Source organism: Magnetospirillum sp. WYHS-4 (assembly GCA_039908345.1).
Classification (GTDB): Bacteria; Pseudomonadota; Alphaproteobacteria; order Rhodospirillales; family GLO-3; genus JAMOBD01.
This window is the reverse complement of the sequence record JAMOBD010000014.1, coordinates 25,329-50,454: the sequence shown is the minus strand read 5'-3', so window position 1 is coordinate 50,454 and position 25,126 is coordinate 25,329. Positions and strand designations below refer to the sequence as shown.

Here is a 25,126-nt window from a genome sequence, read left to right as displayed (position 1 = left end):
GTGCCGAGGGGGCGCGGCGTGACGGGCGGGCACTTCTCCGGCGTGCATTCCATGGTGTCGGAGGAACGACGTTTTTCCCACTCGGCCTTCAGCACGCCCACCGGAATCCGTTCCGGTTCGGCCTCGCCGATCAGCAGGCGGCGGAGGTAAGTATCGGCCAGATCGGGAGCCCTTTCCTGCAAGCCCCGGATCGTCGCCCGCGTGCGCGCCAAGGCCGTCGGGCCTTCCATGCGAATCTCGCGGGCCGTCCAACGCGGGTGGTCCCCGGGGTCGGAATAGCCGGCCAGGGTGTCCACCGCCTTGGCGATGTGAATGTTGTCCTCGCCGGGCACCTCGGGTCGGGCAGGCCCTTGCCGTCGCCGCCGACCTTCAGGAAGGGCTGGCGCCAGACCAGCTTTTCCTCGCCCAGGCCGCGGGTGCCGGCGTGGTGTTCGTCCACCTCGTCGGGCGTCGGGGCGCGGAAGGCGCCCAGCAGGGACTGCCCTGGCCGTCCGGCGTCCGCCTCTTCCCTTGTCCGGGCTTTGGCCTTTACAATCCGCGACATGAAGAAGGACACCCTCCTTGGCCATGCGGGCCGACATCCGGAAGACCATCAGGGCATCGTCAACCCGCCGGTCTATAGGGCCTCGACCGTGCTTTTCCCCAGCCTGGACGAACTGGAGACGGCGGAACGGGAACGCTTCGACAGGGTCTATTACGGCCGCTATGGCACCCCAACCCACTTCGCCTTCGAGGAAGCCGTCGCCACCCTGGAAGGAGCTTCCCACGCGATCGCCCTGCCGTCGGGCATGGCGGCCATCGCCTGTACGCTGCATGCGCTGCTGGAGGCCGGCGACCACATCCTGATGACCGACAACGCCTATGGGCCCGCCGCCCGCCTTTGCGAGGGGCCGCTGAACCGCCTGGGTATCGCGACGACGCGGTACGACCCGATGGTCGGCGCCGACATCGCCGAACTGATGCGGCCCACCACTCGCCTGGTCTTTACCGAGGCACCCGGCTCGCTGACCTTCGAGGTCCAGGACGTCCCCGCCATCGCCGACGCCGCCCATGCCGCCGGCGCCCTGGTCGCCATGGACAACACCTGGAGCGCCGGGCTCTACTTCCAGCCCTTCGACAAGGGCGTCGATCTGTCCATCCAGGCGGCGACCAAGTACATCGTCGGCCATTCCGACGCCATGCTGGGCAGCGTCTCCATGCGCGACCGCACCCTGTTCGAGCGCCTGCGCGGCACCGCCGTCGGCATGGGCTGGTGCGCGGGGCCGGACGACTGCTGGCTGGGCCTGCGCGGCATTCGCAGCCTGTCGGCCCGCCTCGCCCGCCACCAGGATACCGGACTCAAGCTCGCCCGCTGGCTGGCCGCGCGGCCCGAGATCGAGACCGTTCTGCATCCGGCCCTGCCCTCCTGTCCCGGCCATGTCGTCTGGCAACGCGACTTCACGGGATCGTCGGGCCTGTTCTCCGTCGTGCTGAAGGAAGGCTATTCCAAGGAAGCCCTGGCCGCCTTCGTCGATGGACTGGAGCTGTTTGGCATGGGCTTCAGTTGGGGCGGCTACGAAAGCCTGATTCTACCCCTGCGGATCGATCGCCAAGCCACCGTCTGGCCCTTCAAGGGCCACGCACTCCGCATCCACAGCGGGCTGGAGGATGGGGAGGATCTGATCGCCGACCTGGAGAAGGGGCTGGCCCGCCTGGGCGACGCCTGACCGAAGCCGTCACGGCGAAGATCAGGCAGGCCGCCACCACGACCGCCGGGCCGGCCGGAGCATCCGACAGCAGGGAACCGCCCAGTCCCAGGGCCACCGCGCCACATCCCAGCAGAGCCGCCAGCACCGCCATGCGTTCCGGCGTCCGGGCCAGCGGCCGGGCGGCCGCCGCCGGGACGATGAGAAGCGACGTGACCAGCAGGATGCCCACCACTTTCATGGCAAGGGCCACCGCCGCCGCCATCAGCAGCATGAAGGCGAGGCCGACCCGGTCGACGGCAACGCCTTCGACCCGCGCCAGTTCCTCATGCACGGTGATGGCCAGCAGAGGCCGCCAAAGACGCACCAACAGGACCAGCACCGCTGCCCCCCCGGCCCAAATGCCGGCCACGTCGGCCCACGTGGTGGCGAGCAGGTCGCCGAACAGGTAGGCGAGCAGGTCGACGCGCAGGCTTTCCACCAGGGAGGCCACCACCAGCCCCAAGGCCAGCGCCCCATGCGACAGGATGCCCAGCAGCGTATCGCCAGCCAGCTTGCGGCCGCGCTGCAGCGCGACCAGCAGCCCGGCCACGGCGGCGCAGACCAGCAGCACGCCCGCCATCGGGGACAGGCCCAGCACGAAGCCGAGCGTCACTCCCAGCAGGGCCGCATGAGCGAGAGTGTCGCCGAAATAGGCCATGCGCCGCCAGACCACGAAGGACCCCAGCGGTCCGGCCACCATCGCCACGCCCAGTCCGGCCAGCAGGCCGCGGAGCAGGAATTCGTCAGCCATGGCTCGCCTCCTCGATGGGAATGACCTGACCGTCCTCGTCATGGCGGTGGTCGTGGTGGTGCTGGTAGATCGCCACGGCGCCAAATAGGGCCAGGTATTCGGGATGGGCACTCACCGATTCCGGATGGCCGGCACAGCAGACGTGGCCGTTCAGACAAACCACCGTGTCGGTGGCCGCCATCACCAGATGCAGGTCATGGGAAACCATGAGAATCCCCACCCCTCGCCGGTCGCGGATGGCGGCGATCAGACGGTGGAGCTCGGCCTGGCCGGTGACATCGACGCCTTGAACCGGTTCGTCGAGAACCAGCAGGTCCGGTTCGCGCAGCAGGGCGCGGGCCAGCAGGATGCGCTGCATCTCGCCGCCCGAGGCGCCCTGCAGGGGCGTCTCCAGAACATGGCCGGCCCCGACCTCGTCCAAAGCCATCTGCAACCGAGCAAGCGTGGCGTCGCGGCCCCGCGGCACAGCCAGTTCCAGGAAGCGCTTGACCGTGAGCGGCAGGGCCGGATCGAGGGACAAGCGCTGGGGCATGTAGCCGACTCGAAGGCCCGTCCGCCGCCGGACAGAACCGGCATCGGGTGCCAGCAAGCCCAGCATGGCCCGGACCAGGGTCGTCTTGCCCGCCCCGTTTGGGCCGATCAGGGCGACGATCTCGCGCTCGCGGACCCGGGTCGAGACATCCTTCAGAATCGGACGGCCCTCGAAATCGACGGAAACGCCGGAGGCTTCGATCAAAGTCTCAGTCATGGCGGCAACGGGGGCAGAGACCGGTCGCCTCGACGGCCTTGCGCTCGACGGTGAAACCGACGGTCTCGGCGCTCAGGCGGATGGCTTCCTCGATACGCGCATCGTCCAGTTCCGCCACCCGGCCGCAGGCCCGGCAGATCAGGAATTGGCTGCCGTGCGGGCGGCCGGGCACCGTGCAGCCGATGTAGGCGTTCAGGCTTTCGAGACGGTGGATCAGCCCCTGTTCCAGCAGGAACTCCAGCGCCCGATAGACGGTGGGCGGCGCCGCCCCGCCGCGCTCCCTGCCCAAGGAGTCCAAGATGTCATAGGCCCCCAAGGGCCGGTGGCCTGCCCAGACGATTTCCAGGACGCGGCGTCGCAGTTCGGTGAAACGCGCCCCGCGCTTCGCACAAACGGCCTCGGCGGTTGCCAGTGCCTCGCGCAGGCAGCGGCCGTGATCGTGCCGCTCCGCCGGAAACGCCGCCCTCGCCACCCCTGCCGTCATGCGCGTCCCTCCCCGAGAAGGCAGAACGATATAACATTGCGCCACCTTTGTCCGCCCCCAAGGCGCCGGCAAAAATACCTGACGAAAAAAATCATGTATAATTGATTGACATCAAGAGCGCACAGACCATGACCGCTATATTACCCGATATAAATAGTTGGTTAAAGGACACCTCCCATGCCCGTGCTGAAGCGCTTCCTGATCGCCGCCGCCTTTCTCTCCGCCGTGGGTGCCGGCTTCACAGGTTTTCTGGCGGTGGCCCTCTCCGTCGGCATCGGCTGAAGGCAATAGACCAAATCCTCCCCTAGGTTATAGCCGATTTCCCTTGTCATCCGGGTTTCGTTGGGGCACGCCTTGTCACCAGGGACAAGGAGTGGAAGAAGGTGCCGGGCCTCGAGAGCGAGCCGACGCGACCGTCTCACGCGCGAACCTGGGTGGTCATGACGGCTTGGTTCGCCGTAGCGGCTAGCGTTGCCGGTTGGTTTTGGGTGAATCTTCTGGCGGAACGGGACGAAATCCTCGTCACCGCCCATCGCCAAGTCCAATCTCGCGCCCTGCTGGCCGCCGAACACGCCGCCCGTCTGTTCGAAGGTGTGGACTTGGCGCTTCGCCACGTGACCGACTGGATCGGCCCCGATCCCGCCTGGGAACGGATAGGCACTTCCTGGGACGACTGGGAACACCTCCAGCGCATGCGCCAAGGCCTGGGCGCCGTTCCCAGCCTTTCCCTGGTCGACGGTAACGGACGCTTCCGGCTCCATACCGACAGCTTTCCGGTTCCCGAGCGGTCGGTGGCGGACCGGCCCTATTTTCTCCATCACAAGACCTCCCTGGATCCAGGTCCCTTCTTCCAGGAACCCCTGACCGGCCGCGTCGTCTCACGGCCGGTGCTGGTAATGAGCCGCCGCCTATCCGGCGACGATGGCCGCTTCGCCGGCCTGGCGGTGGCCGCCATCAAGGTAGCCGCGCTGGAAGAATCCCTCGCCGCCCTCATCCAGGCCTCGGGCGATCACATCACCTTGATGCGAATGGACGGCATGATCCTGCTGCGACACCCTCCGTCCGCTGCGACGGCCCCGCGCCAAGTCCCCATAACGCCCTGGGTTCTCACCGCACTGGCGGCAGGCAAGAAGAGCGATACCGCCGAGCGGCCGTCGCCGGTCGACGGAGTCCACCGCATTTTCGCATTCCAGAAGATCGGCAACTACGACCTGATCGCCGTCGCCGGCATGGCCAAGCAAGAAATCCTGGCCGAGTGGCACGCCAAGGTGAAGGGCACCGTCTTGGTTCTGGGCTCGGGGTTCCTGTTGCTAACCCTGTTGCTGGGGGGGTTGCTTCGTCTTTATGGCCGTGAAGCGGCGGCCCGCGCCCGCGCCGAGGCGGCCGAACGGCGGCTTTCCGATTCGGTCGCCGAACTGAGCCGTTCCAACGCGGAACTGGAACGCTTCGCTTACGTAGCCGCCCATGACCTGCAAGAGCCGCTCCGCAACGTGGTCACCTACTCGCAGATCCTGGAAAAGAGGATGGCCTCGACCCTGGATGAAACCGGACGCGAGAATCTGGCCGTCGTCGTCGATGGAGCACGCCGAATGCGGCAACTGGTCGGCGACCTGCTGACCTATTCCCGCGTCACCGGGGGGGCGGAGGCCTTCGCCCCCGTGGATACCAAGGCAGCTTTGGCCATGGCTCTGACCAACCTCAAGGAAGCCACCGGCGAATCCCACGCCCGTATCGGCTTCTCCGACCTCCCCACCGTGGCCGGCGACCGCACTCAACTGGCCTTGCTGTTCCAGAACCTGGTGGGCAACGCCATCAAGTACCGCCGCCCCGGCAATGTTCCCTCCGTCGACATCCACGCCGAACTGCGCGACGGTTGGTGGTGGTTCTCGGTAACCGACGACGGCATCGGCATCGACCCGCGCTACGCGGACCAGATCTTCGTCATCTTCAAGCGGCTCCACACCCGCGACAGCTATCCCGGCACCGGCCTCGGCCTGGCGCTCTGCCGCCGCATCGTGGAACGCCACGGCGGTCGCATCTGGGTGGAATCGGGAGGTGACGGCAGGGGGTCAACCTTCCGGTTCACCCTGCCGGCGGGGTAGCCGCAAAATGCCTGCCCTTCAATCAGGACGATGATCGAAACCGGGGCAATATCTCATTTCCAGCTTGCAAATCTACAGGGGTGGCGGAGTAGAATGGATGCCTTGCGGTCGTTCGAGAACCGCCTCCTTGGGTTGCCTCCCGAACCGATGAGCCGTGCTCCCGAGGGCTAAGGAATGGGTCATCGAAGATGGGCCTGCCGAAGACAGCCCTGTCGCCTATCGGAGGAGAGTTCGCGGACCGCGGGATGGAGCAGTCGTTCCGCGCGGTGACGTTCCCGGAAACGCAACGTCATGCCCGAACCCTCCTGTGGATCACCTTCGGCAGCCTGCTTCTGTTTCTCGTCAACGACTTCCGGCATCTGGGCACGGCGTTGTTCTGGCCCATCGCCGGCACCCGCCTGGCGATGCTGGCGATCAACCTGGCCGCCATCTGGGGCATCTACAAGGCAACCCGGCCTGTGGTCTTGGAAGGCTTGATCTGGGTTACCCAGATCACCCTCTATGGTGCGGCGGCCGCGATGTTCCATTTGCTTCCCAGTCCGCTGTCGCTGTCCGTCGCCGCGGTTCTCGTCATCTTCAACTACCTGATATTCCCGGTCCGCTTCCGCTGGGTGGCGATCTCCGGAGTGGTTTTCACCCTGGCCTTCGTCACGGCGTTTTTCACGCAACCGGGCGCCGTCCCCCCCTATTTCGTGGGCATTCTGACGCTTATGGGAATGGCGAACCTGGTCGGTGTGGCGGTGCTGGGACGCAACAACCGGCTGCGGCGAATGGAGTTCCTCGCCCTGGAAGCCGAACAGAAGCGCCGCCGCGAGATGGAGGACAGCGAACTCCGGTTCCGCAGCCTCGCCGAATGCCTGCCCAACTTGGTCTGGGCCTTCTCGCCCGAGGGCGACTGCCTCTGGGTCAACAAGGCCTGGGAGGAATTCACCGGCTTGCCGGCCACAGCCCATCTCGGGGCCGGTTGGGTCGGGCGCATCCATCCGGCCGACCGGGAGGATTTCCTTGCCCGCTATGCCACCGCCTTCAAGCTCATGCGGCCGTTCCAGGTCGAACATCGCCTCCAATTCCGCGATGGCTCCCACCGCTGGGTGGCGAACTCCGGGGCGCCCTGGTTCCACGGGGACGGCAGTTTCGCCGGCTATATCGGCGGCTGTGTCGATGCCACGGACCGGCGGCTCCGCGAGGAGGAAGTGCTGCGCCACTCGGCCTTCCAGGACGGCCTCGGCCGCATCCAGGGGCTCGCCCTGGACGATCTGCCGGCCGAGGAGATCCTGCGCCGCACGTTGGCTATCGTCACCGAGCTGCCCGGGATGATGTCCAACCAGCGGGCCGCCCTGTTCCTGGCCGACCCGGACCGCCGACGCCTGCGCCTGATCGCCCAGCATGGACTGGGCGCCATGGCCGAGGTCTGCGCCGAGGTTCCCTACGGCTATTGTCTTTGCGGACGCGCCGCGGAATCGCTGGAGATCGTCGAGGTCGGCCATATGGACGAACGCCATGAAGCCAATCTTCCCGGCATGGCCGACCACGGGCATACCTGCATTCCGGTGGCGGTGGGAGAATGCGTGGTGGGCGTCCTGAGTGTGACCCTTCCCGCGGGAGCCCGACTGGACGAACCGGAACGCGAGTTCCTGATCGCCGTGGCCCGCAATCTGGGCGGTATCCTGGCACGCCGCCAAGCGGAGGAACAGCTCCGCCACGAGCGGGACTTCTCCCGGTCCCTGGTCAATTCCCTTCCTGGAATATTCTACCTATTCGACCGCCAGAACCGGTGGCTGATGTGGAATCCGCATCTGGAGAAGGTCACCGGATACACGGGCGCCGAAATCGCCGCCCTGAGGCCGATCGACCTCATCGCCGAGGCCGACCGCGCCCTGGTCCAGACCGCCATCGACCAGGTCTTCGCAGGCGGCGACGCTCACGTCGAGGCTCGGCTGAAGACCAAGGGCGGACAGTTCGTTCCGTTCGACTTCACCGGACTCAACCGCGAAATCGAGGGCACCCCCTGTCTCCTGGGTGTGGGCTTCGATATTTCGGAATGGTACGCCGTCAAGGAGGCGCTGGTGCGATCCAACGCCGATCTGGAGGATTTCGCCTACGCCATCTCCCACGACCTGCAAGAGCCGTTGCGCATGGTCTCGGGCTATCTCAACCTCTTGCAACGGCGCTATCAAACCCGACTGGACCAGGAGGCCGACGACTTCATCGGCTTCGCGGTCGACGGCAGCGGCCGCATGCAGGCGATGATCCACGACCTGCTGGAGTATTCCCGCATCAACAGCCGGGGGGCCCACCGGCATCCCGTGGACAGCCGACAGGCCCTGCGGGGGGCGCTCGACAACTTGGTCCGCGCCATCGATGAAAGCGGGGCCGAACTGGAGATCGGCGAGTTACCGGTCGTCACGGCCGATGCCGGCCAATTGATGCGCTTGCTGCAGAATCTGGTGGGCAACGCCCTCAAATACCGGGTTCCCGACCGGCAGCCGGTCATCCGGATATCCGCCCGCCGCCAGGAAAGCGAATGGCTGTTTTCGATCGCCGACAATGGAATCGGTATCGATGCGCAATACTTCGAGCGTATCTTCCGGGTGTTCCAGCGCCTGCACGGCCGTTCCCAGTACGCCGGAACGGGCATCGGACTCGCGGTCTGCAAACGCATCGTGGAACGGCACGGCGGACGCATCTGGGTGGAATCCAAGCCGGGCGAAGGAAGTACGTTCTTCTTCACCCTGCCGGCCGGTGGTGCCGCCGGGTAGCTGGCTCCGCCCGGAGGGCGGGCGGCCAAAGGCGATAACGAGAGCCGATTCCGTCATTCCCGGATCGGCTCTAGCAGGCGGCCGCTGCCCTAGGCACCGTGCTCCGCGCCGCGATCTCGGCCAGCAGAGCGCCGGCCTCGCGCGCCAAGCCTTCCGCGTCGCCGTCCCGGCTGGCCAGCCTTTCCACCAGGCGGAACAGGTCCGGTGCCCGGCGAATGACCGCCCGGCAGCCGGGGCAGATCGACTGGCCGCGTGGCAAATGGCCGCCGCAACAAACGCATCGTTCGTCGCCCGGATGGACCAGATGGTTCGACCACTGCATCAGGTTTCTCCCGCTGTGCATCGCGAAACCATCATGGACAAGGATGATGACGGGAGAATGACGCCTATCCCTGACGCACTCGCTTGATGAGAAACCCGAGAACCAGGAGCACCACGATGGCCGCCAGGATGGCCAACGTCTGATCGCCGAAGAGGGCGGTCCACCCCTTCCAGCCCGAAGACAAAACCATGTTGGCGAGTGAGAGGTCCATTGGAAGTTCCTATCGACCTGCGATCGTCAAAGCCTATCCCGCCCTTCGCCCACCCGCCGTAATTGGCGTCACAAGCGCTGCCGGAACATTGCATCCGGCCAAGAAAGGCCCCAGTATGCCTCGGGGGCGTGGGATGTGGGGAAGAACGGGATGGCTGATGATTCCATCCTCAGCGTGCTGCTGGTCGAGGATAGCCCGACGCAAGCGCTGCAGGCGACTTCGGCAATCGAGGCGGCGGGGGGGATCGTGGACCACGCGGATACGCTCGCGGCCGCGGAAATGCGGTTGCGCGCCGGCCGGTTCGATGTCGTCCTGCTCGATCTCAATCTTCCCGATTCCCAGGGCAGCGCGACCGTCGAAAGGATCTGCCGCAGCACCGTCGGGACACCGGTCATCGTCCTGACCGCCGAGGACGATGACCGCAATGTCGATGCAGCCCTTGATCTCGGAGCCCAGGATTTTCTGGTCAAGGGCCAGTTGCACCCCGAAGCTCTCGGCCGTGCCTTCCGTTACGCGATCCACCGCAAGCGGGCCGAGGGCGAACTGGTCCGCACGCAGGAGGAACTCCGCCTCCGCCTCGCCCAACTGGAGGACAGTCACGAGCGCCTGGAAGCCCAGGGAGCCCATCTCGTCGCCTTGGCCGACGACTTGGCAATCGCTCGCGATATGGCCCTGCAGGCCAATCACGGCCTGGAAAAGCGCATCCGCGAAACCGATTGTCTCTATTCGGTCTCGCGCACCTTGGACGATCCGAACCTGCCTTTAGGTTCCGCCATGCAACGGGTAGTCAACCTGGTGGCCGACGGCTGGGAGCATTCGGAGGTCGCGGCGGTCCGCCTGTCCTGCCCCGAAGCCTGCCGGGCCGGGTCGGTCGCCACCGCAAACTTTCAAGATTCCCCGTGGAAACTGTGGGTGGAAATCCTGGTCGGCAGCGTGCCGGCCGGCTACCTGGAAGTCGTCTACGTGGAAGAACGGCCCGACCTGGGCGGCGGCCCCTTCCTGCCCTCCGAACGGCGCCTGATCGAAGAACTGGCCCGCCGTCTCGGGCAGGCCCTCGAACGGGTACGCATGCAGGACGAACTGCGCCGTTTGGCCACCACCGATCCATTGACCGGCGCCAGCAACCGCCGCCACTTCCTGGACGTGGCTGAGCGGGAAATGGTGCGCAGCCGACGCTACGGCCACCCCATCTCGGTGATGATGCTCGACCTCGACCACTTCAAGAAGGTCAACGACAGCCATGGCCATGCTCTCGGCGACGAGGTGCTGAAGGCCTTTGTGGTTTGCGGCCGGCAGACGCTACGCGAACAAGACCTGTTGGGGCGCATGGGCGGCGAGGAATTTTCCGTCGTCCTGCCGGAAACGGACATGGGCGAGGCCATCCTGGTCGCCGAGCGGATGCGTAAAGCCGTCGCCAGACTGGAATTCCCCCTGCCCGACGGCCGCGTCCTGAAGGTCACCTGCAGTATCGGGGTGGCCGAATGCCTGCGACCTGACGAATCCCTGGAAGGCAGCCTGCATCGCGCCGACACGGCGCTCTATCGGGCCAAGGAAGGCGGCCGCGACCGGGTGGAAACTCCAGAGGAAGACCGTTAAAAAAGCCGGCTTCCGGGGGAGAACTGGGCGGCGAAGACCAGGGCGTCCCCGCGGTTCCGGAACCCGAAAAGGCCGCGGCTTTCGAAGAAACGGACACCTTGAGCGGAAAGCCAAGCCCGCGCCGGCTTGGCATCGCCGGCTCCGCAGGGCACGGAGTAGCCGTAGCCAGCCGCCACCAGATCCAGGTAAGCCCCCGCCGTGCCGTTGCCACCGTTCCCGCCGCTACCCATGACCGTTGTCCATTTCCAAAACCGGCATCGCTTCCCCGGCAATGGAACGATCCTAGCGCAGGGACGCCGGATTTCCTGTGACCCCCGTCACCGGAGACGGCCCTCGGCCACCTTCCGTCCTTCGTGCAGGAAGGCTATGCCCCCATCCACGGCTTGCGCCACGCCCAGACAGGCACGGTTGCCCTGCAGGGCGCCCGAAGTCCATTCGCGGCAATACTGGCCCTGGTCGTCTACCCACCAACGCCCCTGTGCCCCCTCCTGGTTGACCAGGCCGCCGTCCGCTCCGAACACCAGCCGGTAGGGGCTTCCGGTACGCAGATAGGTTCCTTCCAGGGTCCGCCCCTTGAGCAGACCCTCGACCTTGGTCTTTTCCCGCAGGGCCTGCGGAACCTCTTGGGCCGCCGCCGGCAGGGCGGCCACCAGGACCGCCGCCATCATCCATGCCTTGCCGATCATTTCCGTTCTCCTGTGTTGGGCACTCATGCCAACCGGACAATAATTTGCCGGTTGACATTTTTTCTTGTCCCTCGCCGGCTCGATACCGGCCAACGAGTCGATTCTAGGGTTGGCCGGTATCATTCGAGGGCCAAGAGCCGTTCGACCAGACGTTCCGCCGCCCGCCCGTCTCCGGTCCCGGCGAACAGGTGCCGCCGCGCCGCCACCCGGCGGGGGGCGTCGGCCTGCGGGTCGTCCAGGGCACGGGCCACGGCAGCCGACAGGCCGCTCACATCTGTTACCGTCTCGCCGGCCTCCCACCACTCCGTCTCCCCAGGCTTGCCACTGGGCCGGAGAAAAACCACCGGCCGGTCCAGCGCCAGGAAAGGCAGGGCGGGAGCCGACGCATCCGCGACCAGGACCTGGGCCATGGCCATCAAGGAGGCGACTTCGGCCGCCGGATCGTCGACCACCAGGACGGTGCGGTCCTTCTCGGCCATTGCCTTCCAGGCGGCGACCCATCGGGGCTGATGCTCGAAGACCCACGGATCGGGACGGACCACGACGACGACATCGTCGCGTCCGCCGCGCAACGGAGCCGGCGCCTCGCTACCGAGCAAGGGCGCCGCCGGACCCAGCAGATAGAGTACCACCTTGCGGCCCGCCGGGAGCGCCACCGGCAAGGGCGCGAGGCGGCCCGAATAGAGGGCGTCGAGGACGACGCAACCCACCGGCCAAAGGCAATCGCGCGGAAAGGCGCCGACGGCGGCGATCTCGTCGGCCAAGCTATCGGTAGGTACGCAGAACCGGTCGACCTTCCCCTGCCAACGCTTGGCCTCGGCCCCGTCCGCCAGCCCCGACGGCAACCCGACCGCCCGTGCCGACCCGAGGCGTCGACGCAAGGAACCGCTCAATGGCTCGCAGGTCACCACGATGCCGGGTGAAAATTCGACCAGATCGTCCGCATCGCCGGTCAGCAACACGGGCCGCCGTCCCATGAGCCTCTCGAACAGCGGCCGCAAGGTCGCGTCATGGAGCGGCCTGGACATCAGGAGACCGACCCGCCGGGCTCCCCGCTCGCCGCCCCCCACGTCCAGGCGCAAGCTGTCGTGGGCGGCGCGCAGGAACCGGTCGCCAGGTGCCGTCGCCAGCCCCTTGGCGAAGCAGGCCAAGGCCTCATCCGGACGGCCCAAGGACTTCAATGCCAGGCCCCGGTGGTAGAAGCCCTGCGGCTCCGCCGAAAGAGAGAAGTATTCCAAGGATAGGGCCGGTTCTCCGGCTCGCCGCAGGGCCAAACCCAGCAGCAACACCGTTGCGGGGTCCTCGGGCGCCAACCTGCGAGCCCGGCGCAAGGGTGCCACGGCCTCGCGGCCTTGACCGGCCTGCAACAATACCATGCCCAGGCGCCGATGCAGCACCGCCTCTCCGGGCGCGGCGAGGATGGCCTGACGCAAGACCCGGGCCGCCTTGGCGCCGTTGCCGGTCGCCATCAGCATTTCCCCCAGGGCCGCAAGCAGTTCCGGATCTCCCGGTTCCTTCGCCAGGGCCTTGCGGAACAGGCCATCCGCCGTCCTGATATCGCCCCGCCCCATGGCCTGGAAAGCCAAAGCCTTGGCCGGCGCCTCGACGTTCGCAGTCAGGTGAACGAGGCCCATCTTGCTCAGCCAAACGGCCGCACGCGCCATCGCCGCATCCTGCCCTGCCGGCAGCAGCGCCGCCAATTCGGCGATCGGATGGGCCTGTCCATCGCTCAGGTGCGCCAGCAGAAGGGCAAGATCGGCATCGCCGGGCAGATGGCGGCCGGCGACGTCGTTCATCGGCCATGCCTTGACGGCACGCAACCGGTCGCCGTCGGCGCCCGGCATGGCGGCAACCTGGGTGCGCGCGTCGACCATCGCCGTCGGAAATGCGGCAAACAGGCGGAAGGGATCGTCGCGTAGCGGATTGGCCGCTCCGCCCTTGGGACGGGGCGCCACCTCGGGAACTTCGGCCCGGATCTCTTCCAGTTGCTCCCACAAGGCCTGATAGGCCGCAATCACCGGCTTCCAGTCGAAAACCTCGCGGGCACGCCGCCGCCCCGCCTCGCCCATGCGCCGACGCAGGTCCGGATCGGCGATCAGGGCCGCCAGGGCCTCGGTCGCCCCGACCGGATCGACCGACGTGCATTGGCTGGCATAGCCGCAGTAGCGGTTGTAGAGCCGGTCCCGCTCTTCGTCGTTCCGCGTCACGTCGGGAGGCAGGGAAAGATCGCGCCCGGCGCCCGGCGGCGGGGTCAGGGTGGGGATGCGGAATCCGTCGACGCCATGGCGGACGGTGTCCTTGTAGCCATCCCAGTCGGACACCACGGCGGGCAAGCCGGCCGCCATGGCCTCGACGGGAGTCAGGCCGAATGTCTCCTGGATGTTGTCGGAGAAGGAGGCAAAGATGTCCGCTCCCGCCCAAGCCCCCGAGCGCAGGTTGGCCTGGCGGCCGTCGACGACATGGAAGGTCACCGAGGGACAGAAGGCCTTGGCGCCTTCCCGGAAATCCTTCTCGATGGCCTGGGTAGCGAACCAGCCTGCCAGGATCAGGTGCAAACGGATGCCCGGTTTCAGCTTGGCCGCCGCCTCCAGGCCCAGGTAGAGCGGCATGGGATGGGCCTTGGCGTGAAAGCTGAGCCGGCCGAGAAACAGCACGGCAAGATCGCCCTCGGCGATTCCCAGGCCTTGGCGCATCCGGGCCCGGGCGTCGGCCCAGGCGGCATCGGGGACGAACTGGTCGCAATCGACCCCCAAGGGAATGACCGGCATCTGGAAAACGGGACGCGGCCGTCCCTTGGTGCCCAGGCGGTCCTGCAGGTAGCCCCCCCAGTCGTCGAGCAGGCGCAGCAGGGTCTGCTTGACCGAACGCGAAGTGCAGATCACGGCGTCCCAGGGCTGCACCGGAGCCGTGAGCAGCGCCGCGATGCCGTCCATCACGCGCTCCGAGGCGATGGTGTGGTTGACCCCGCAAAGACTGTAGGCACGACCTCCCAGGGATCGGCGTCGCCAGGCGAAGGATTCGATCAGCGGATCGGGAACATAGAGACCGCCCGCCTTCTGAAGGCTCAGCGGGTCCTGGAGCGACAGCCATTCGGGCCGAACGTCGGGGAAGCCCCAATGATGGGCGCGACGGCGGAAATCCTCGGCAGCGCCCTCGGTCAGGGTCGCCAGGCGCAACGGCGCCACCCCGGCATGGCGCAGATAGCCCTTGAAGAAGCCCTCGCCCGCCGCGTGGCGGCCCATCAGCTTCTCCCGGCCTGTATCGACCGCGTCGCGAGTATAGAGCAGGGCGGGGTTGGGCGGCTTGCCGGTCATGTCAGAACAAATGCTGCCCGCCGGACACCCAGAGTTCGGTGCCGGTCACATAGCCGGAATCCTCGGCGCAAAGGAAGTGGATCGATTTCGCCACGTCTTCCGGAGTCCCCATGCGCTCCAAGGGAATGCGGGGGATCAGCATCTCGTACTCGGGCTGGATCATGCTGGTCTCGATCTCGCCGGGCGCCACGGCGTTGACCCGCACGCCCAGGGCGGCGAACTCGTTGGCCATCTCCCGGGTCAGCGCCGACAAGGCTGCCTTGGAGATGGAATAGGCCGAGCCGGCGAAAGGATGGATGGCATGGCCGGCGATCGAGGTGACGTTGACGATCGCCCCCTTGCCCTTGTGCAGGGCGGAGGCGAAACCGCGGGCCAATTTCAAAGGCGCATAGAAATTCAGTTCGAAAACCGCCCGCCAGGCCGCCAGATCGCCGTTCAGGCAGCCCAGCCTTTCCTTGAAGGGGCTCTTGGGCGACATGCCGGCGTTGTTGACCAGGGCATGCAGAGGCCCGCCGTCCAGGGCTTCCAGGGCTTGGTCGACGAAGGACGCCAAGCTGTCGGCGTCGCCCAGGTCGGTGGGAATGTGGCGGCACCAGTTGGGATCGCGCCGGCATTCGGGCGGCACCTCGGCGCGGGCACAGGTGACGATCCGCCAGCCCCGGTCCAGGAACAGCTTGGCCGTGGCATGGCCAATGCCGCGGCTGGCTCCGGTGACGACGACGGTCCTGCGATCTTCTCCCATGGCGGGAAGACTACCCCGCCCGACCCCGGAAGTCATCAAGAGCACGCCAGGATGGCGGTTCGCCATTCCTTGCTTCGGGAACCAGGCGGACGGATACGGGCCTCCAGGCGCCGCGATCCCTAGATATTTCCTATATCAACAGCGACACAAGGAACATATAGAGATTACATCGTTGATATCCCGCTGCAATAGCTATAATGTTCTCATGTTGGTCAGGTGATCGTCCCCTGCCGATGGAACAAGGACCTTCTTCCATGCGGAACCCTTTCGATCTGAACCGCCCCCTCGAATACCACTCCACCGCCGATCCCGAGGACGTGCTCAACGTCAAGCGCGGGCTCGGCCGGCTCGGCTTCTATCGCATGCCGGGCTACGGCCTCACCGACATGCCCGACGAACCGCTCTTCGAAGGTGTCCGCGACTTTCAGGCCGGCCACGGCCTGACGGTCGACGGCCTCATGCTGCCGGGCGGCGAGACGGTGCGAAAACTCAACGAGCGCCTGGCCGAGGATGGCGCCGTCCAGGCCGCCGAGACCAAGGGTTGGCAGGGCGGCGCCGATTCCGGGACCGGCCACATCCCCCTCCGCCCCACCGGTCCCGAACCCCTGCCGCCGGGGCTGACGGAGGAACAGGTCCGGTCGATGATGGGGAAACACGACAAGAGTCGTTCCGAAGTTATCGAGGAGTACCGAAAGAAACAGGAGTTCTTGAAACAGCAAGAGCGCCAACGGTGGCGTATAATTCTTGGCAAATAGGATGACCAGACGGTTCCGAGGTGGATGCCAGGACGTACATGCAAACCATTTCGAATGTCGCGGCATGGGGCATGCGGCGGCGTTGTTCCGGGGATGCCGTCATGCGGGCGCAATCCAGCAGTATCTGCGTGTTGATCGCAAAGATATCGTTCGGATCGACCGGCTCCTTGTCGCCCCAGAGCAGAAGAGGAATGGCGAGGATCGCGAGACGCATGGCGGGAATTCTACCAGAAGCCGGCGAGGCCTGGAACATCGATCCCCGGCGCTTCGCGGACAGGCCGCGCGACGCCCGCCGGCATAGGGACGGGCGTGGCCCGCCGAAAGCATGAGGTCCGCCAGGTCCTCGCCGCCTGGCAGGCGCACCTGGGCCACCACCCGCCCGCCGTACTTGTCGGGCCGCACCGCCAGCAGGAAGACCGGGGCCGACAGGCGGCTTTCCAGGAAGGCGCGGGCCGCTTGCCCGGCTTCGGCGCAACCGCCCGCCAGTTCGGGGGCGTCAATGTGGGCGATGCGGACGACGGTCACCGCTTCCAGCCCCGGCCAGACCTGGACCCGGGCGCGGAAGCTGTCGCCGTCGACGACGCGCAGTACTTCGGCCGGATAGGGACCGGGCAAAATGTCGGCCCGCGCGGAAACCGCCCACGACAGGGCCGCGCCAAGGGCGCAAATCCGGAACATGACGCCGGGGAAAAGGGCGGGAAGCGGCTGGCGAGCCGGGGCATTGGGTGCGGACCCGGCCCGCCCCGCTTTCCCGCCCTAATCCCTGCCCATGCCAAATCCGGCGCCACCAAAGGGCGGCGCTTGGGAAAAGCCGGGGCTTAGGCTAAAGTCATGGACAGCCATGACTACCTCCTTACAAGGTCAGTTATGGTCAGGGCCGGCGGCGGTGTTTGCGTCACCCCGTCGGCCCGCACCCCTGGATCGGGCGGGCGCGGGCCCAAGTATAGATCGAACCCCGCCGCCCCGCCATCGCAAAAGGCGCACAGGCCAGGGGAATCGGGTGAAGGAACCCACGCTCCGAGCCCAGGTCGCCGTCGAAGGCGCGGAAAGCGATGGCCGCCAGCTTGCCGCCCCGTTCCCCGGCCAGGGTAGGTTTCCCCGGCCCGCGCCACGTGGGACAGCCGCACCCGCGCCGGCGCAAAGCGAGGTTCCGGATTGCCCGCCCCGAAAGGACCGGCCTGGCCCAGCAGGCCGATCAGGGATTCGTCGGCCGCTTCCGCTTTGCGGACCCGGAAACAGGCAGGCGGCCGGTCTTCCTCACCAACACCTTCACGCTGGCCGCCACCGTCCGCGCCCTTCACAAGAGCCGCCGGCAGGGGGAGATTTTCAACACCAAGGCGCGAAAAACGCAAAGATTCGCCAAGATTTCATTCCCCTTCCTGCCGTGCGATTTCGGCGATCAATCGCTCGGTCGCCTCATGAAGCTTCGGCAAATGCTCCTTGACGATGTTCCAAGTCGTCAGAGCGTCTGCCTTCTGGTATTCGTGGCGCAATAGATTGCCGATAGCGGCAATTTGCCGCCATGGGATTTCGGATGCCAAGGCCTTGACGTCGTCAGGGATGTGGCGGCTGGCTTCGGATGTGATTTCCAGCCCGCGCTCAACGGCGCGCTGCATGCCCCATGAATCGGCATAGGTCGCAAAGTCGGCTGCGGCGATGACGGAGTTTATGCCTTTGATGGCGTCGCTTATATCGGTCAAGCGTAGCAGTATGCTGCGCGGCATGTCAGAACACGCGCAAGGCTTCGGCCTCAATGGCGGGGCGGAGCATGGGATGCAGGCTGGCGCGGGTCATCACGTCCGACTTTACGCCCAATATATGGCTAACGCGCTCTTGCACATCGACTAACTCGATCAAGCTGAAACGCGGATTGTCGGTATCGAAGAAAAGGTCGACGTCGCTGTCGGATCGCGCCTGTTCCTTGGCTACCGAGCCAAAGAGATAAAGATGAGCCACCCCGAAGCGGTGCAATTCCGCTTCATTGGCGCGCAACGTCGCCATGACCTGTTCGCGACCCATGATCTTCTCCTAAATCGAATGCCCTTCCACAACAGGGGGCATGACTACCTCCTTACAGGGTCAGTTATGGTCAGGGCCGGCGGCGGTGTTACTAGCACCCCGTCGGCCCGCGCCCCTGGATCGGGCGGGCGCGGGCCCAAGTATAGATCGCCCCCCTCCGCCCCGCCATCGCAAAAGGCGCACAGGCCAGGGGAATCGGGTGAAGGAACCCACGCACCGAGCCCAGGTCGCCCGGTTCCTTCCCTGACTATCGCGCCGGGGCAGCGTCGTCGATCAGCAACTGGGGCGCGACGCGGCCCTGCCAGCGGTTGAGGCGCAGCCGGCCGGCCACGTGCAGGGGCGCGCCGTCGTGGGCCATCAGGCCCGCCCCCAGGTCGCCGTCGAAGGCGCGGAAGGCGATGGCCGCCAGCTTGCCGCCCCGTTCCCCGGCCAGGGTGCAGCGCAGGTGGTTTTCCCCGGCTCGCGCCACGTAGGACAGCCGCACCCGCGCCAGCGCAAAGCGCGGTTCCGGATTGCCCGCCCCGAAGGGACCGGCCTGGTCCAGCAGGCCGATCAGGGATTCGTCGGCCGCTTCCGCCGTCAGGCCGCCGTCCAGGTAAAGCGCGGGCATGCGCGGCCGGTCGGCCAGTCCGGCCCCCAACCGGTCGGCCAGGAAGTCCCGGAACGGCCCCAGGTTGGTGCGTGCAAGGGCGAAACCGGCCGCCATGGCATGGCCGCCGCCCCGGCTCAGCAGGCCGGCATGGCGGGCCGCCAGCACCGCCGCCCCCAGGTCGATGCCCTTGACCGAGCGGCCGGAGCCGGTCCCCCCCTCCCCGTCCAGCGCCACCACGCAGGCCGGACGGTTGTGGAACTCGGCCAGGCGGCTGGCCACGATGCCGACCACGCCGGGGTGCCAGCCGTCGCCGCCCACCACCACCACCGGGTCCCGATCCAGCCCTTCGGCCGCGACCCTTTCCTGGGCGTCGGCCAGCACGGCGGCCTCGATCTCCTGGCGCTCGCGGTTGAGCTGGTCCAGGCGACGGGCGATTTCCGCCGCCTGGGCATCGTCGTCGGTGGTCAGCAGCCGCACCCCCAGGTCCGCCTGCCCGACCCGCCCGCCGGCGTTGATGCGCGGCCCCAGCAGGAAACCGGCGTGATAGGTGCCGGGCGCCTCGGCGACGCCCGCCACGTCGGCAAGGGCCTTCAGGCCGGGATTGCCGCGCCCCGCCATCACCTTGAGCCCCTGGGCCACGAAGGCCCGGTTGAGCCCCTTCAGCGGCACCACGTCGCAGACCGTGCCCAGGGCCACCAGGTCCAGCCATTGCAGCAGGTTCGGTTCCTCGCGCCGCTTGTACCAGCCGGCCTCGCGCAGCCGGCGGTTCAGGCCCACCGCCACCAGGAAGGCGACGCCCACCGCCGCCAGTTCGCCGCAATAGCCGCTTTCGTCCAGGCGGTTGGGGTTGACCACCGCCAGCGCCACGGGAAGCCTGGCCTCGGCTTCGTGATGATCGACCACGATGCAATCCAGCCCCGCCGCCGCCGCCGCCGCCAGGGCCTCGTGGGCGCCGGTGCCGCAGTCCACCGTCACCGCCAGCGATGCCCCTTCATCCTTCAGACGCAGCAATGCCGGGGCGTTGGGGCCGTAGCCTTCCTTCAGGCGGTCGGGGACATAGACCCGGACCTTCCCGCCCACCGCCGTCAGGAAGCGGGACAGCAGCGCCGCCGAGGTGGCGCCGTCCACGTCGTAGTCGCCGAACAGAAGGATGCGCTCCCCGCCCGTCACCGCCGCCGCCAGGCGGTCGCAGGCCGCTTTCATGTCCTTGAAGCGGTGGGGATCGGGCAGCAGGGCCTTGAGGGTGGGATTGAGGAAGACTTCGGCCTCGTCCAGGCCGACGCCCCGCCCGGCCAGCACGCGGCCGACGATCTCGGGAACGTCCAGGCGCTGGGACAGCGCGAGCGCAATGCGCTCGTCGCCGTCGCGCCGCAGCCAGCGTCGTCCGGTCAGGGAAGACTCGACACCGAGGACGGTGTCCACGGCCTTCAGCCCTGGTGGCCGAAGTTGTGGTGCGCCTCGACGTAGCGAAGGGTGCCGGTGGTCGAACGCATGACCAGGGAATGGGTCACCGCATGCCCATGCAGGAAGCGCACCCCCGAAAGCATGGTGCCGCGCGTCACGCCGGTGGCGGCGAAGGTGATTTCTCCCCAGGCCATTTCCGAGGCGCCGTACTTGCGATCCGCGTCGAAGATGCCGCAGGCATGCAGCTTGCGGCGGTCTTCCTCGCTGCGCACCACCAGGCGGGCCTGCATGCAGCCGCCGCCCGAAACCAGCGCCGCCGCCGTCAGCACCCCCTGGCGGGCGCCGCCGATGCCCATGTAGACGTCGACGCCGCTGCCCGGCAACAGGGTGGCGACGGCGCCGCTGACGTCGCCGTCCGAAATCAGCATGATGCGGGCCCCGGATTCGCGCACCTGGCCGATCAGCTTGCCGTGGCGCGGACGGTCCAGGATGCAGACCACCAGTTCGTCCACGTCCACATTCTTGGTTTCGGCCAAACGGCGCAGGTTGGCGCCCGGTTCGTCGTCCAGATCGATGGTCCCGGCCGGTAAGCCGCGCCCAACCGCGATCTTGTCCATGTAGATGTCCGGCACGTGCAGGAACCCGCCGTCTTCGGCGAGCGCGAACAAGGACAGGGCGTCCGAGCCGCCGCGTGCCGTGATCGAGGTGCCTTCCAGCGGCATCAGGGCGACATCCACCGCCGGGCCGCGCCCGGTGCCCAGCTTCTCGCCCACATGCAGGGGCAACGCCGTGTCGTCGCCGCCCGGCCCGATGCGCACCGTGCCGTCGATGTTGAGCGACTTGAGGGTCTCCTGAATGGCGGACAAGGCGCCCTGGTCGGCCGCCCGCTCGTCGCCCATGCCCATGTGGGCCGCCGCCGCCAGGGCCGCCGCTTCCGTCACCCGGACGGCTTCCAGGGTCAGGTTGCGTTCGACGGCATAGACGGTGGTCATGTCAGAAGGCCTCGATGCGGATCATGCGCGGGGTTTCGACCACGGTGTCCAGGGCTTCCAGTTCGCCCAGCACGGCGCGGACACGGGCTTCCTCGGTCTCGTGCAGGGTGACCACCACCGGCACCGCCTCGCCAGGCGCGCGGCCGTGCTGCAGCACCGAGCCCATGGAGACTTCGTGCCGGGCCAGGATGTTGGCCACGTCGGCGAACACTCCGGGGCGGTCCAGCACCATCAGGCGCAGGTAGAACTCGCCCTTGTGGCGGTCCATGGGCGACGGTGCCGCCTTGCGCAGTTGGGCGGCGGGTACGCCGAAGGTCGGCACCCGGCGCCCGCGGGCGATGTCGGCGATGTCGGAAACCACGGCCGAGGCCGTCGGCCGCGCCCCCGCGCCGCGTCCCACGTAGACCGTGGAATCGACGAAGTCCCCGTCGGCCACCACGGCGTTGAACACGCCGTCCACCTTGGCGACCGGCCGGTCGGCAGGAACCATGCAGGGATGGACGCGCTGTTCGATGCCGTCGTCGGTGACGCTGGTGACGCCCAGCAGCTTGATGCGGTAGCCCAGTTCGTCGGCGAACTTGATGTCGAGCGGCGAAACGTGGCGGATGCCTTCGATGTTGACGTTCTCGAAGTCGATCTCGCAACCGAAGGCGATGCTGGTCAGGATCGCCAGCTTGTGGGCGGTGTCGATGCCATCCACGTCGAAGCTGGGATCGGCTTCCGCGTAACCCAGGGTCTGGGCTTCCTTCAGCACGTCGGCGAATTCGCGCCCCGAATCCCGCATGTTGGTCAGGATGTAGTTGCAGGTGCCGTTCAGGATGCCGTAGACGCGGCGCAGCCGGTTGGCCACCAAGCCTTCGCGGATGGCCTTGATGATCGGGATGCCGCCCGCCACCGCGGCCTCGAACCCCAGCGTCACGCCCTTGGCTTCCGCAGCCTTGGCCAAGGCGTTGCCGTGATGGGCGAGCAGCGCCTTGTTGGCGGTGACCACGTGCTTGCCGGCGGCGATGGCCTTCTCGCACAGTTCCTTGGCGATGCCGCCGGAACCGCCGATCAGTTCGACCACCACGTCCACGTCGTCCAGGTCGACCAGGGCACGGGCGTCGTCGAAGCGGGCGATGCCGTCCAGCGAGACGCCGGGATCGCGGGTCTTGTCCCGTTCGGCCACCGCGCGCAGTTCGACGGGCCGGCCGCAACGGGCGGCCAGAATGTCCTTGTTCTCGTGCAGCAGGCGGACCGTGCCGCCGCCGACCGTTCCCAGGCCGGCCACCGCTACCTTCAAGGGTTCGTTGCTCATGCCGTCTTCTTCCTTTCGGCGTCCTGCAGGACCTTTTCGTAATTGTGCAGGAATGACTTGATGCTGCGGTTGGCCTGGCGGATGCGGTGCACGTTCTCGACCAGGCCGAAGCGAACGAAGTTGTCTCCGTGCTCGCCGAAGCCGATGCCGGGCGCCACGGCCACCTTGGCCTCGCGCAGCAGGAGCTTGGAGAACTCCAGGGAGCCCAAGTGCTGGAAGGCCGGCGGAATGGGCGCCCAGGCGAACATGGTGGCGGGCGGCGAAGGCACGTCCCAGCCGGCTTGGTCCAGACCCTGGATCAGCACGTCGCGCCGTTCCCGGTACAGTTGGCGGAAGCCTTCCACGCAGTCCTGCGGACCGTTCAGCGCCGCCGTGGCCGCCACCTGGATGGGCGTGAAGGCGCCGTAGTCCAGGTACGACTTGATGCGCCCCAGGGCCGCGATCAGGGCCTTGTTGCCGGCCGCGAAGCCGATGCGCCAGCCGGGCATGGAGTAGGTCTTGCTCATGGAGGTGAACTCGACCGCCACGTCCTTGGCGCCCGGAACCTGCAAAATGGAAGGCGGCGGGTTGCCATCGAAGTAGATCTCGCCATAGGCGAGGTCGGACAGGATGTAGATGCCGTGGAAGCGGCAGAAATCGACCACCTGGGCGTAGAAATCGACGGTCGCCAGTTCGCATGTCGGGTTGTTGGGGTAGTTGAGCACCACCGCCACCGGCTTGGGCACGCTGTGCTGAACGGCGCGTTCCAGGGCCTTCAGCAGTTCGGCATCGGCGCGCACCGGGATGTTGCGCACCGTGGCGCCGGCGATGATGAAGCCGAAGGGATGGATGGGATAGCTGGGATTGGGCACCAGCATCACGTCGCCGGGACTGGAAATGGCGGAGGCCAGATTGGCCAGGCCTTCCTTGGACCCCAGGGTGACGATGGTCTCGCTTTCGGGATCGATGTCGACGCCGAAGCGCCGGGCGTAATAGCCGGATAATGCCTTGCGCAAGCCGGGGATGCCGCGCGACATGGAATAGCGGTGGGCCTTGGGGTTGTCCACCGCCTCCTTCATCTTCTCGCAGATATGCTGCGGCGTCGGCTGGTCCGGGTTGCCCATGCCGAAGTCGATGATGTCCTCCCCTGCGGCCCGGGCCCGTGCCTTCATGGCGTTCACTTCGGCGAACACGTAGGGGGGCAGGCGGCGGATGCGATAGAAATCCTGTTGCATGGGTAGGGTCCGACTTCATCCTTGGGTGACACAGGGGACCGGCTGCCGGTCCCGTTTCCGGGCGGCCGTCAGTCCTTCTACAGGGTGGAGGGCCGCCCGTCGAGGGGCTCAGTAGGCGAGAAACACTTCGGCTCGGCGGTTGCCGGCCTCGCCGGTCGGCATGACTTCGTAGAAGACCGGTTCGGCGTCGCCGCGCGCCTCGGTGCTGATGGCCCCCGAGGACACGCCCAGGCGCCCCAGTTCCTGGGCCACCGCGCCGGCACGCTGGTCGGACAGTCGGCGATTGACCTGCTGGTGCTGTTCCGGGGTCATGGAACGGGTACGGCTGCTGGAATGGCCGATCACGTGGATGCGGCCGCCGTGCTGCTTGTGCAGGGCGCGGACTTGACGCAGGACCTGACGGTCGGTGTCGTCCAGGCTGGTCGAACCGTCACCGAACTGAATGGTGGCGATGCGGATCATGCCCGCCGAGGGCATCCCGGCTTGGCCGGCCGCCATGGGCATGGCGGCCGTGCCCCCTTCGATGCCGCCGCCGCCGACCACCACCGTGCCGTAGTCGCCGGAAGCGGGCGCCGCATAGGCCGGCGCCGCACCTTGCGGATTGGGGCGGGTCTGGGCCAAGGCGGCCTGGTAGGCTTCCATGACGGTCATCGGCTTGGGCGAACTGGGCGGCAAGGCCGTCGCCTGAGGCATGGCCGCGGCCGGCGTCCCGGCGGTTGCCGGGGCGGTGGGCGCCGGAGCGGCTCCGGCCGCCTTGATGGTTGCGGTGCGCTGTTCGACCGCAGCGACCCCCTCGGCATCCAAGGAGGAGACGGCATCGCCCTGGCGGGCAATGGAATCGGAGGCATAGCGCCGTCCGGCGCCGTCACCCGACAGTCCGCCGCCGCTGGAGTTCCCCGATGGCTTGGCCGCCTTGCCGAGAGACCGTTCGGGAACCGACTCGAGAGTCGGGAAATCCCGCTGTTTGACGTCCTTGGCGGCCTTGTCCATCTGCTCGGCCTGGGCGGAAGCCGGGGCGGGCGCATCGACACCCTTGTCCTCGTCGCCCACCGCCCCCTTGTACCACTCGACGGGGTTGATCGCGTCGGGCACGCTGGAGCAAGCCGAAAGGCCAAGAACCGCCACCGAGGCAGCCAGGAAAGCCAGTCTGTAAACCCCCATCATCGCCCGCTCCGCTGCTTCCGCACCTTGGTCAGCGGCACTATACCGGAGTTGGACGATCATACAACGCCTTTGCATCGCAGCGCGGCAGGCGACATCCCGGCAGGGACGGCGAACCGGAACAAGGCCCCGGCCCTTCCCCTTTGCCCGCCGCGCCCAAGGGCCATTGTGCAGTGCAAAAAACCTTTGCCGAGGAAGCCCCGAAACGGTAGACTGCCCCCGTGATGCAAGGGGGCTTCCGTGTCCCGCC

23 protein-coding genes and 1 pseudogene are annotated in these 25,126 nt (G+C 67.2%); 6 read left to right on the top strand and 18 right to left on the bottom strand.

All coding sequences use genetic code 11. The features are described from left to right. On the bottom strand, positions 1–332 hold a 332-nt coding region (locus H7841_06445), incomplete at its 3' end, for a hypothetical protein (GenBank protein MEO5336516.1). A 210-nt stretch (positions 333–542) separates the two neighbouring features. Here H7841_06445 and metC point away from each other — a divergent pair. Further along, positions 543–1,706 carry a cystathionine beta-lyase gene (gene metC / locus H7841_06440; protein MEO5336515.1) on the top strand — a complete coding sequence of 388 codons (1,164 nt, stop codon included), beginning with the start codon at positions 543–545 and terminating at the stop codon, positions 1,704–1,706. On the opposite strand, the gene H7841_06435 is transcribed toward metC, so the two are convergent. Genes H7841_06435 through H7841_06425 form a run of 3 tightly spaced genes read right to left on the bottom strand, consistent with a single transcriptional unit; the run spans position 1,609 to position 3,710 of the window. Beyond that, the gene (locus tag H7841_06435; GenBank protein MEO5336514.1) at positions 1,609–2,478 is read right to left on the bottom strand and encodes a metal ABC transporter permease; all 870 of its coding nucleotides are present in this window, start codon (positions 2,476–2,478) and stop codon (positions 1,609–1,611) included. The two genes, metC and H7841_06435, sit on opposite strands and share 98 nt — an antisense overlap. Continuing rightward, on the bottom strand, positions 2,471–3,226 hold the full coding sequence (locus H7841_06430) for an ATP-binding cassette domain-containing protein (GenBank protein MEO5336513.1): 756 nt from the start codon (positions 3,224–3,226) through the stop codon (positions 2,471–2,473). The genes H7841_06435 and H7841_06430 overlap by 8 nt, the downstream gene beginning before the upstream one ends. Then, a complete protein-coding gene (locus tag H7841_06425; protein MEO5336512.1) occupies positions 3,219–3,710 on the bottom strand; it encodes a transcriptional repressor in 492 nt (163 codons plus the stop codon). Before H7841_06425 ends, H7841_06430 begins: the two co-directional genes overlap by 8 nt. 383 nt (positions 3,711–4,093) lie before the next feature. Between H7841_06425 and H7841_06420 the strand changes: the two genes are divergently transcribed. Further along, the gene (locus H7841_06420; GenBank protein MEO5336511.1) at positions 4,094–5,812 is read left to right on the top strand and encodes an ATP-binding protein; all 1,719 of its coding nucleotides are present in this window, start codon (positions 4,094–4,096) and stop codon (positions 5,810–5,812) included. 245 nt (positions 5,813–6,057) lie between these two features. Then, positions 6,058–8,571 carry a PAS domain S-box protein gene (locus H7841_06415; GenBank protein MEO5336510.1) on the top strand — a complete coding sequence of 838 codons (2,514 nt, stop codon included), beginning with the start codon at positions 6,058–6,060 and terminating at the stop codon, positions 8,569–8,571. Between the two features lie 70 nt (positions 8,572–8,641). Here the strand turns inward: H7841_06415 and H7841_06410 are convergent, their stop codons facing one another. Further along, a complete protein-coding gene (locus H7841_06410; GenBank protein MEO5336509.1) occupies positions 8,642–8,893 on the bottom strand; it encodes a hypothetical protein in 252 nt (83 codons plus the stop codon). A gap of 64 nt (positions 8,894–8,957) precedes the next feature. After that, positions 8,958–9,104, bottom strand: a complete 147-nt coding sequence (locus H7841_06405) for a hypothetical protein (GenBank protein MEO5336508.1) — start codon at positions 9,102–9,104, stop codon at positions 8,958–8,960. 150 nt (positions 9,105–9,254) lie between these two features. On the opposite strand from H7841_06405, the gene H7841_06400 reads away from it, so the two are divergent. Further along, positions 9,255–10,700 carry a diguanylate cyclase gene (locus tag H7841_06400; protein MEO5336507.1) on the top strand — a complete coding sequence of 482 codons (1,446 nt, stop codon included), beginning with the start codon at positions 9,255–9,257 and terminating at the stop codon, positions 10,698–10,700. Here H7841_06400 and H7841_06395 read toward each other — a convergent pair. The 4 genes from H7841_06395 to H7841_06380 form a co-directional block, all read right to left on the bottom strand. Continuing rightward, on the bottom strand, positions 10,697–10,930 hold the full coding sequence (locus tag H7841_06395) for a hypothetical protein (protein ID MEO5336506.1): 234 nt from the start codon (positions 10,928–10,930) through the stop codon (positions 10,697–10,699). The genes H7841_06400 and H7841_06395 overlap by 4 nt on opposite strands. Before the next feature lie 87 nt (positions 10,931–11,017). After that, positions 11,018–11,386 (bottom strand): hypothetical protein, encoded by a 369-nt coding sequence (locus H7841_06390; GenBank protein MEO5336505.1) that lies wholly within the window; start codon positions 11,384–11,386, stop codon positions 11,018–11,020. A gap of 119 nt (positions 11,387–11,505) precedes the next feature. Further along, positions 11,506–14,700: a glycosyltransferase gene (locus tag H7841_06385; GenBank protein MEO5336504.1), complete on the bottom strand. Its 3,195-nt coding sequence runs from the start codon at positions 14,698–14,700 to the stop codon at positions 11,506–11,508. A gap of 1 nt (position 14,701) precedes the next feature. Continuing rightward, positions 14,702–15,442, bottom strand: a complete 741-nt coding sequence (locus H7841_06380) for an SDR family oxidoreductase (GenBank protein ID MEO5336503.1) — start codon at positions 15,440–15,442, stop codon at positions 14,702–14,704. 254 nt (positions 15,443–15,696) lie between these two features. Between H7841_06380 and H7841_06375 the strand changes: the two genes are divergently transcribed. After that, positions 15,697–16,197, top strand: a complete 501-nt coding sequence (locus H7841_06375; GenBank protein MEO5336502.1) for a peptidoglycan-binding protein — start codon at positions 15,697–15,699, stop codon at positions 16,195–16,197. Between the two features lie 99 nt (positions 16,198–16,296). On the opposite strand, the gene H7841_06370 is transcribed toward H7841_06375, so the two are convergent. Continuing rightward, entirely contained in the window at positions 16,297–16,875 is a 579-nt protein-coding gene (locus H7841_06370; GenBank protein ID MEO5336501.1) for a thermonuclease family protein, read from the bottom strand. A gap of 527 nt (positions 16,876–17,402) precedes the next feature. Between H7841_06370 and H7841_06365 the strand changes: the two are divergent. Continuing rightward, a pseudogene (locus H7841_06365) lies at positions 17,403–17,525 on the top strand (IS4 family transposase). Positions 17,526–17,564: 39 nt separating this feature from the next. Here the strand turns inward: H7841_06365 and H7841_06360 are convergent. The 7 genes from H7841_06360 to H7841_06330 all read right to left on the bottom strand — a co-directional run bounded on the left by H7841_06360 (position 17,565) and on the right by H7841_06330 (position 24,879). Beyond that, a complete protein-coding gene (locus H7841_06360; GenBank protein ID MEO5336500.1) occupies positions 17,565–17,897 on the bottom strand; it encodes a DUF86 domain-containing protein in 333 nt (110 codons plus the stop codon). 25 nt (positions 17,898–17,922) lie between these two features. Further along, positions 17,923–18,216, bottom strand: coding sequence for a nucleotidyltransferase domain-containing protein (locus H7841_06355; GenBank protein MEO5336499.1), 294 nt, complete (start codon positions 18,214–18,216; stop codon positions 17,923–17,925). Between the two features lie 247 nt (positions 18,217–18,463). Then, on the bottom strand, positions 18,464–20,230 hold the full coding sequence (gene recJ / locus H7841_06350; GenBank protein MEO5336498.1) for a single-stranded-DNA-specific exonuclease RecJ: 1,767 nt from the start codon (positions 20,228–20,230) through the stop codon (positions 18,464–18,466). Positions 20,231–20,235: 5 nt separating this feature from the next. Beyond that, positions 20,236–21,204 carry a class II fructose-bisphosphatase gene (gene glpX / locus H7841_06345; GenBank protein MEO5336497.1) on the bottom strand — a complete coding sequence of 323 codons (969 nt, stop codon included), beginning with the start codon at positions 21,202–21,204 and terminating at the stop codon, positions 20,236–20,238. 1 nt (position 21,205) lies between these two features. Then, positions 21,206–22,501: a homoserine dehydrogenase gene (locus H7841_06340; GenBank protein MEO5336496.1), complete on the bottom strand. Its 1,296-nt coding sequence runs from the start codon at positions 22,499–22,501 to the stop codon at positions 21,206–21,208. Beyond that, positions 22,498–23,715: an LL-diaminopimelate aminotransferase gene (locus H7841_06335; protein ID MEO5336495.1), complete on the bottom strand. Its 1,218-nt coding sequence runs from the start codon at positions 23,713–23,715 to the stop codon at positions 22,498–22,500. Before H7841_06335 ends, H7841_06340 begins: the two co-directional genes overlap by 4 nt. Positions 23,716–23,823: 108 nt before the next feature. Beyond that, positions 23,824–24,879: an OmpA family protein gene (locus tag H7841_06330; GenBank protein ID MEO5336494.1), complete on the bottom strand. Its 1,056-nt coding sequence runs from the start codon at positions 24,877–24,879 to the stop codon at positions 23,824–23,826. Between the last annotated feature and the right edge of the window lie 247 nt (positions 24,880–25,126).

Coding starts and splice junctions, on each gene's coding strand:
- H7841_06400 (MEO5336507.1), top strand. CDS start 9,255: ATGGCTGATGATTCCATCCTCAGCGTGCTGCTGGTCGAGGATAGCCCG.
- H7841_06380 (MEO5336503.1), bottom strand. CDS start 15,442: ATGGGAGAAGATCGCAGGACCGTCGTCGTCACCGGAGCCAGCCGCGGC.
- H7841_06355 (MEO5336499.1), bottom strand. CDS start 18,216: ATGGGTCGCGAACAGGTCATGGCGACGTTGCGCGCCAATGAAGCGGAA.
- H7841_06390 (MEO5336505.1), bottom strand. CDS start 11,386: ATGATCGGCAAGGCATGGATGATGGCGGCGGTCCTGGTGGCCGCCCTG.
- H7841_06330 (MEO5336494.1), bottom strand. CDS start 24,879: ATGATGGGGGTTTACAGACTGGCTTTCCTGGCTGCCTCGGTGGCGGTT.
- metC (MEO5336515.1), top strand. CDS start 543: ATGAAGAAGGACACCCTCCTTGGCCATGCGGGCCGACATCCGGAAGAC.
- H7841_06435 (MEO5336514.1), bottom strand. CDS start 2,478: ATGGCTGACGAATTCCTGCTCCGCGGCCTGCTGGCCGGACTGGGCGTG.
- H7841_06415 (MEO5336510.1), top strand. CDS start 6,058: ATGGAGCAGTCGTTCCGCGCGGTGACGTTCCCGGAAACGCAACGTCAT.
- H7841_06335 (MEO5336495.1), bottom strand. CDS start 23,715: ATGCAACAGGATTTCTATCGCATCCGCCGCCTGCCCCCCTACGTGTTC.
- glpX (MEO5336497.1), bottom strand. CDS start 21,204: ATGACCACCGTCTATGCCGTCGAACGCAACCTGACCCTGGAAGCCGTC.
- H7841_06405 (MEO5336508.1), bottom strand. CDS start 9,104: ATGGACCTCTCACTCGCCAACATGGTTTTGTCTTCGGGCTGGAAGGGG.
- H7841_06395 (MEO5336506.1), bottom strand. CDS start 10,930: ATGGGTAGCGGCGGGAACGGTGGCAACGGCACGGCGGGGGCTTACCTG.
- H7841_06430 (MEO5336513.1), bottom strand. CDS start 3,226: ATGACTGAGACTTTGATCGAAGCCTCCGGCGTTTCCGTCGATTTCGAG.
- H7841_06385 (MEO5336504.1), bottom strand. CDS start 14,700: ATGACCGGCAAGCCGCCCAACCCCGCCCTGCTCTATACTCGCGACGCG.
- H7841_06370 (MEO5336501.1), bottom strand. CDS start 16,875: ATGTTCCGGATTTGCGCCCTTGGCGCGGCCCTGTCGTGGGCGGTTTCC.
- H7841_06425 (MEO5336512.1), bottom strand. CDS start 3,710: ATGACGGCAGGGGTGGCGAGGGCGGCGTTTCCGGCGGAGCGGCACGAT.
- H7841_06410 (MEO5336509.1), bottom strand. CDS start 8,893: ATGCAGTGGTCGAACCATCTGGTCCATCCGGGCGACGAACGATGCGTT.
- H7841_06375 (MEO5336502.1), top strand. CDS start 15,697: ATGCGGAACCCTTTCGATCTGAACCGCCCCCTCGAATACCACTCCACC.
- H7841_06340 (MEO5336496.1), bottom strand. CDS start 22,501: ATGAGCAACGAACCCTTGAAGGTAGCGGTGGCCGGCCTGGGAACGGTC.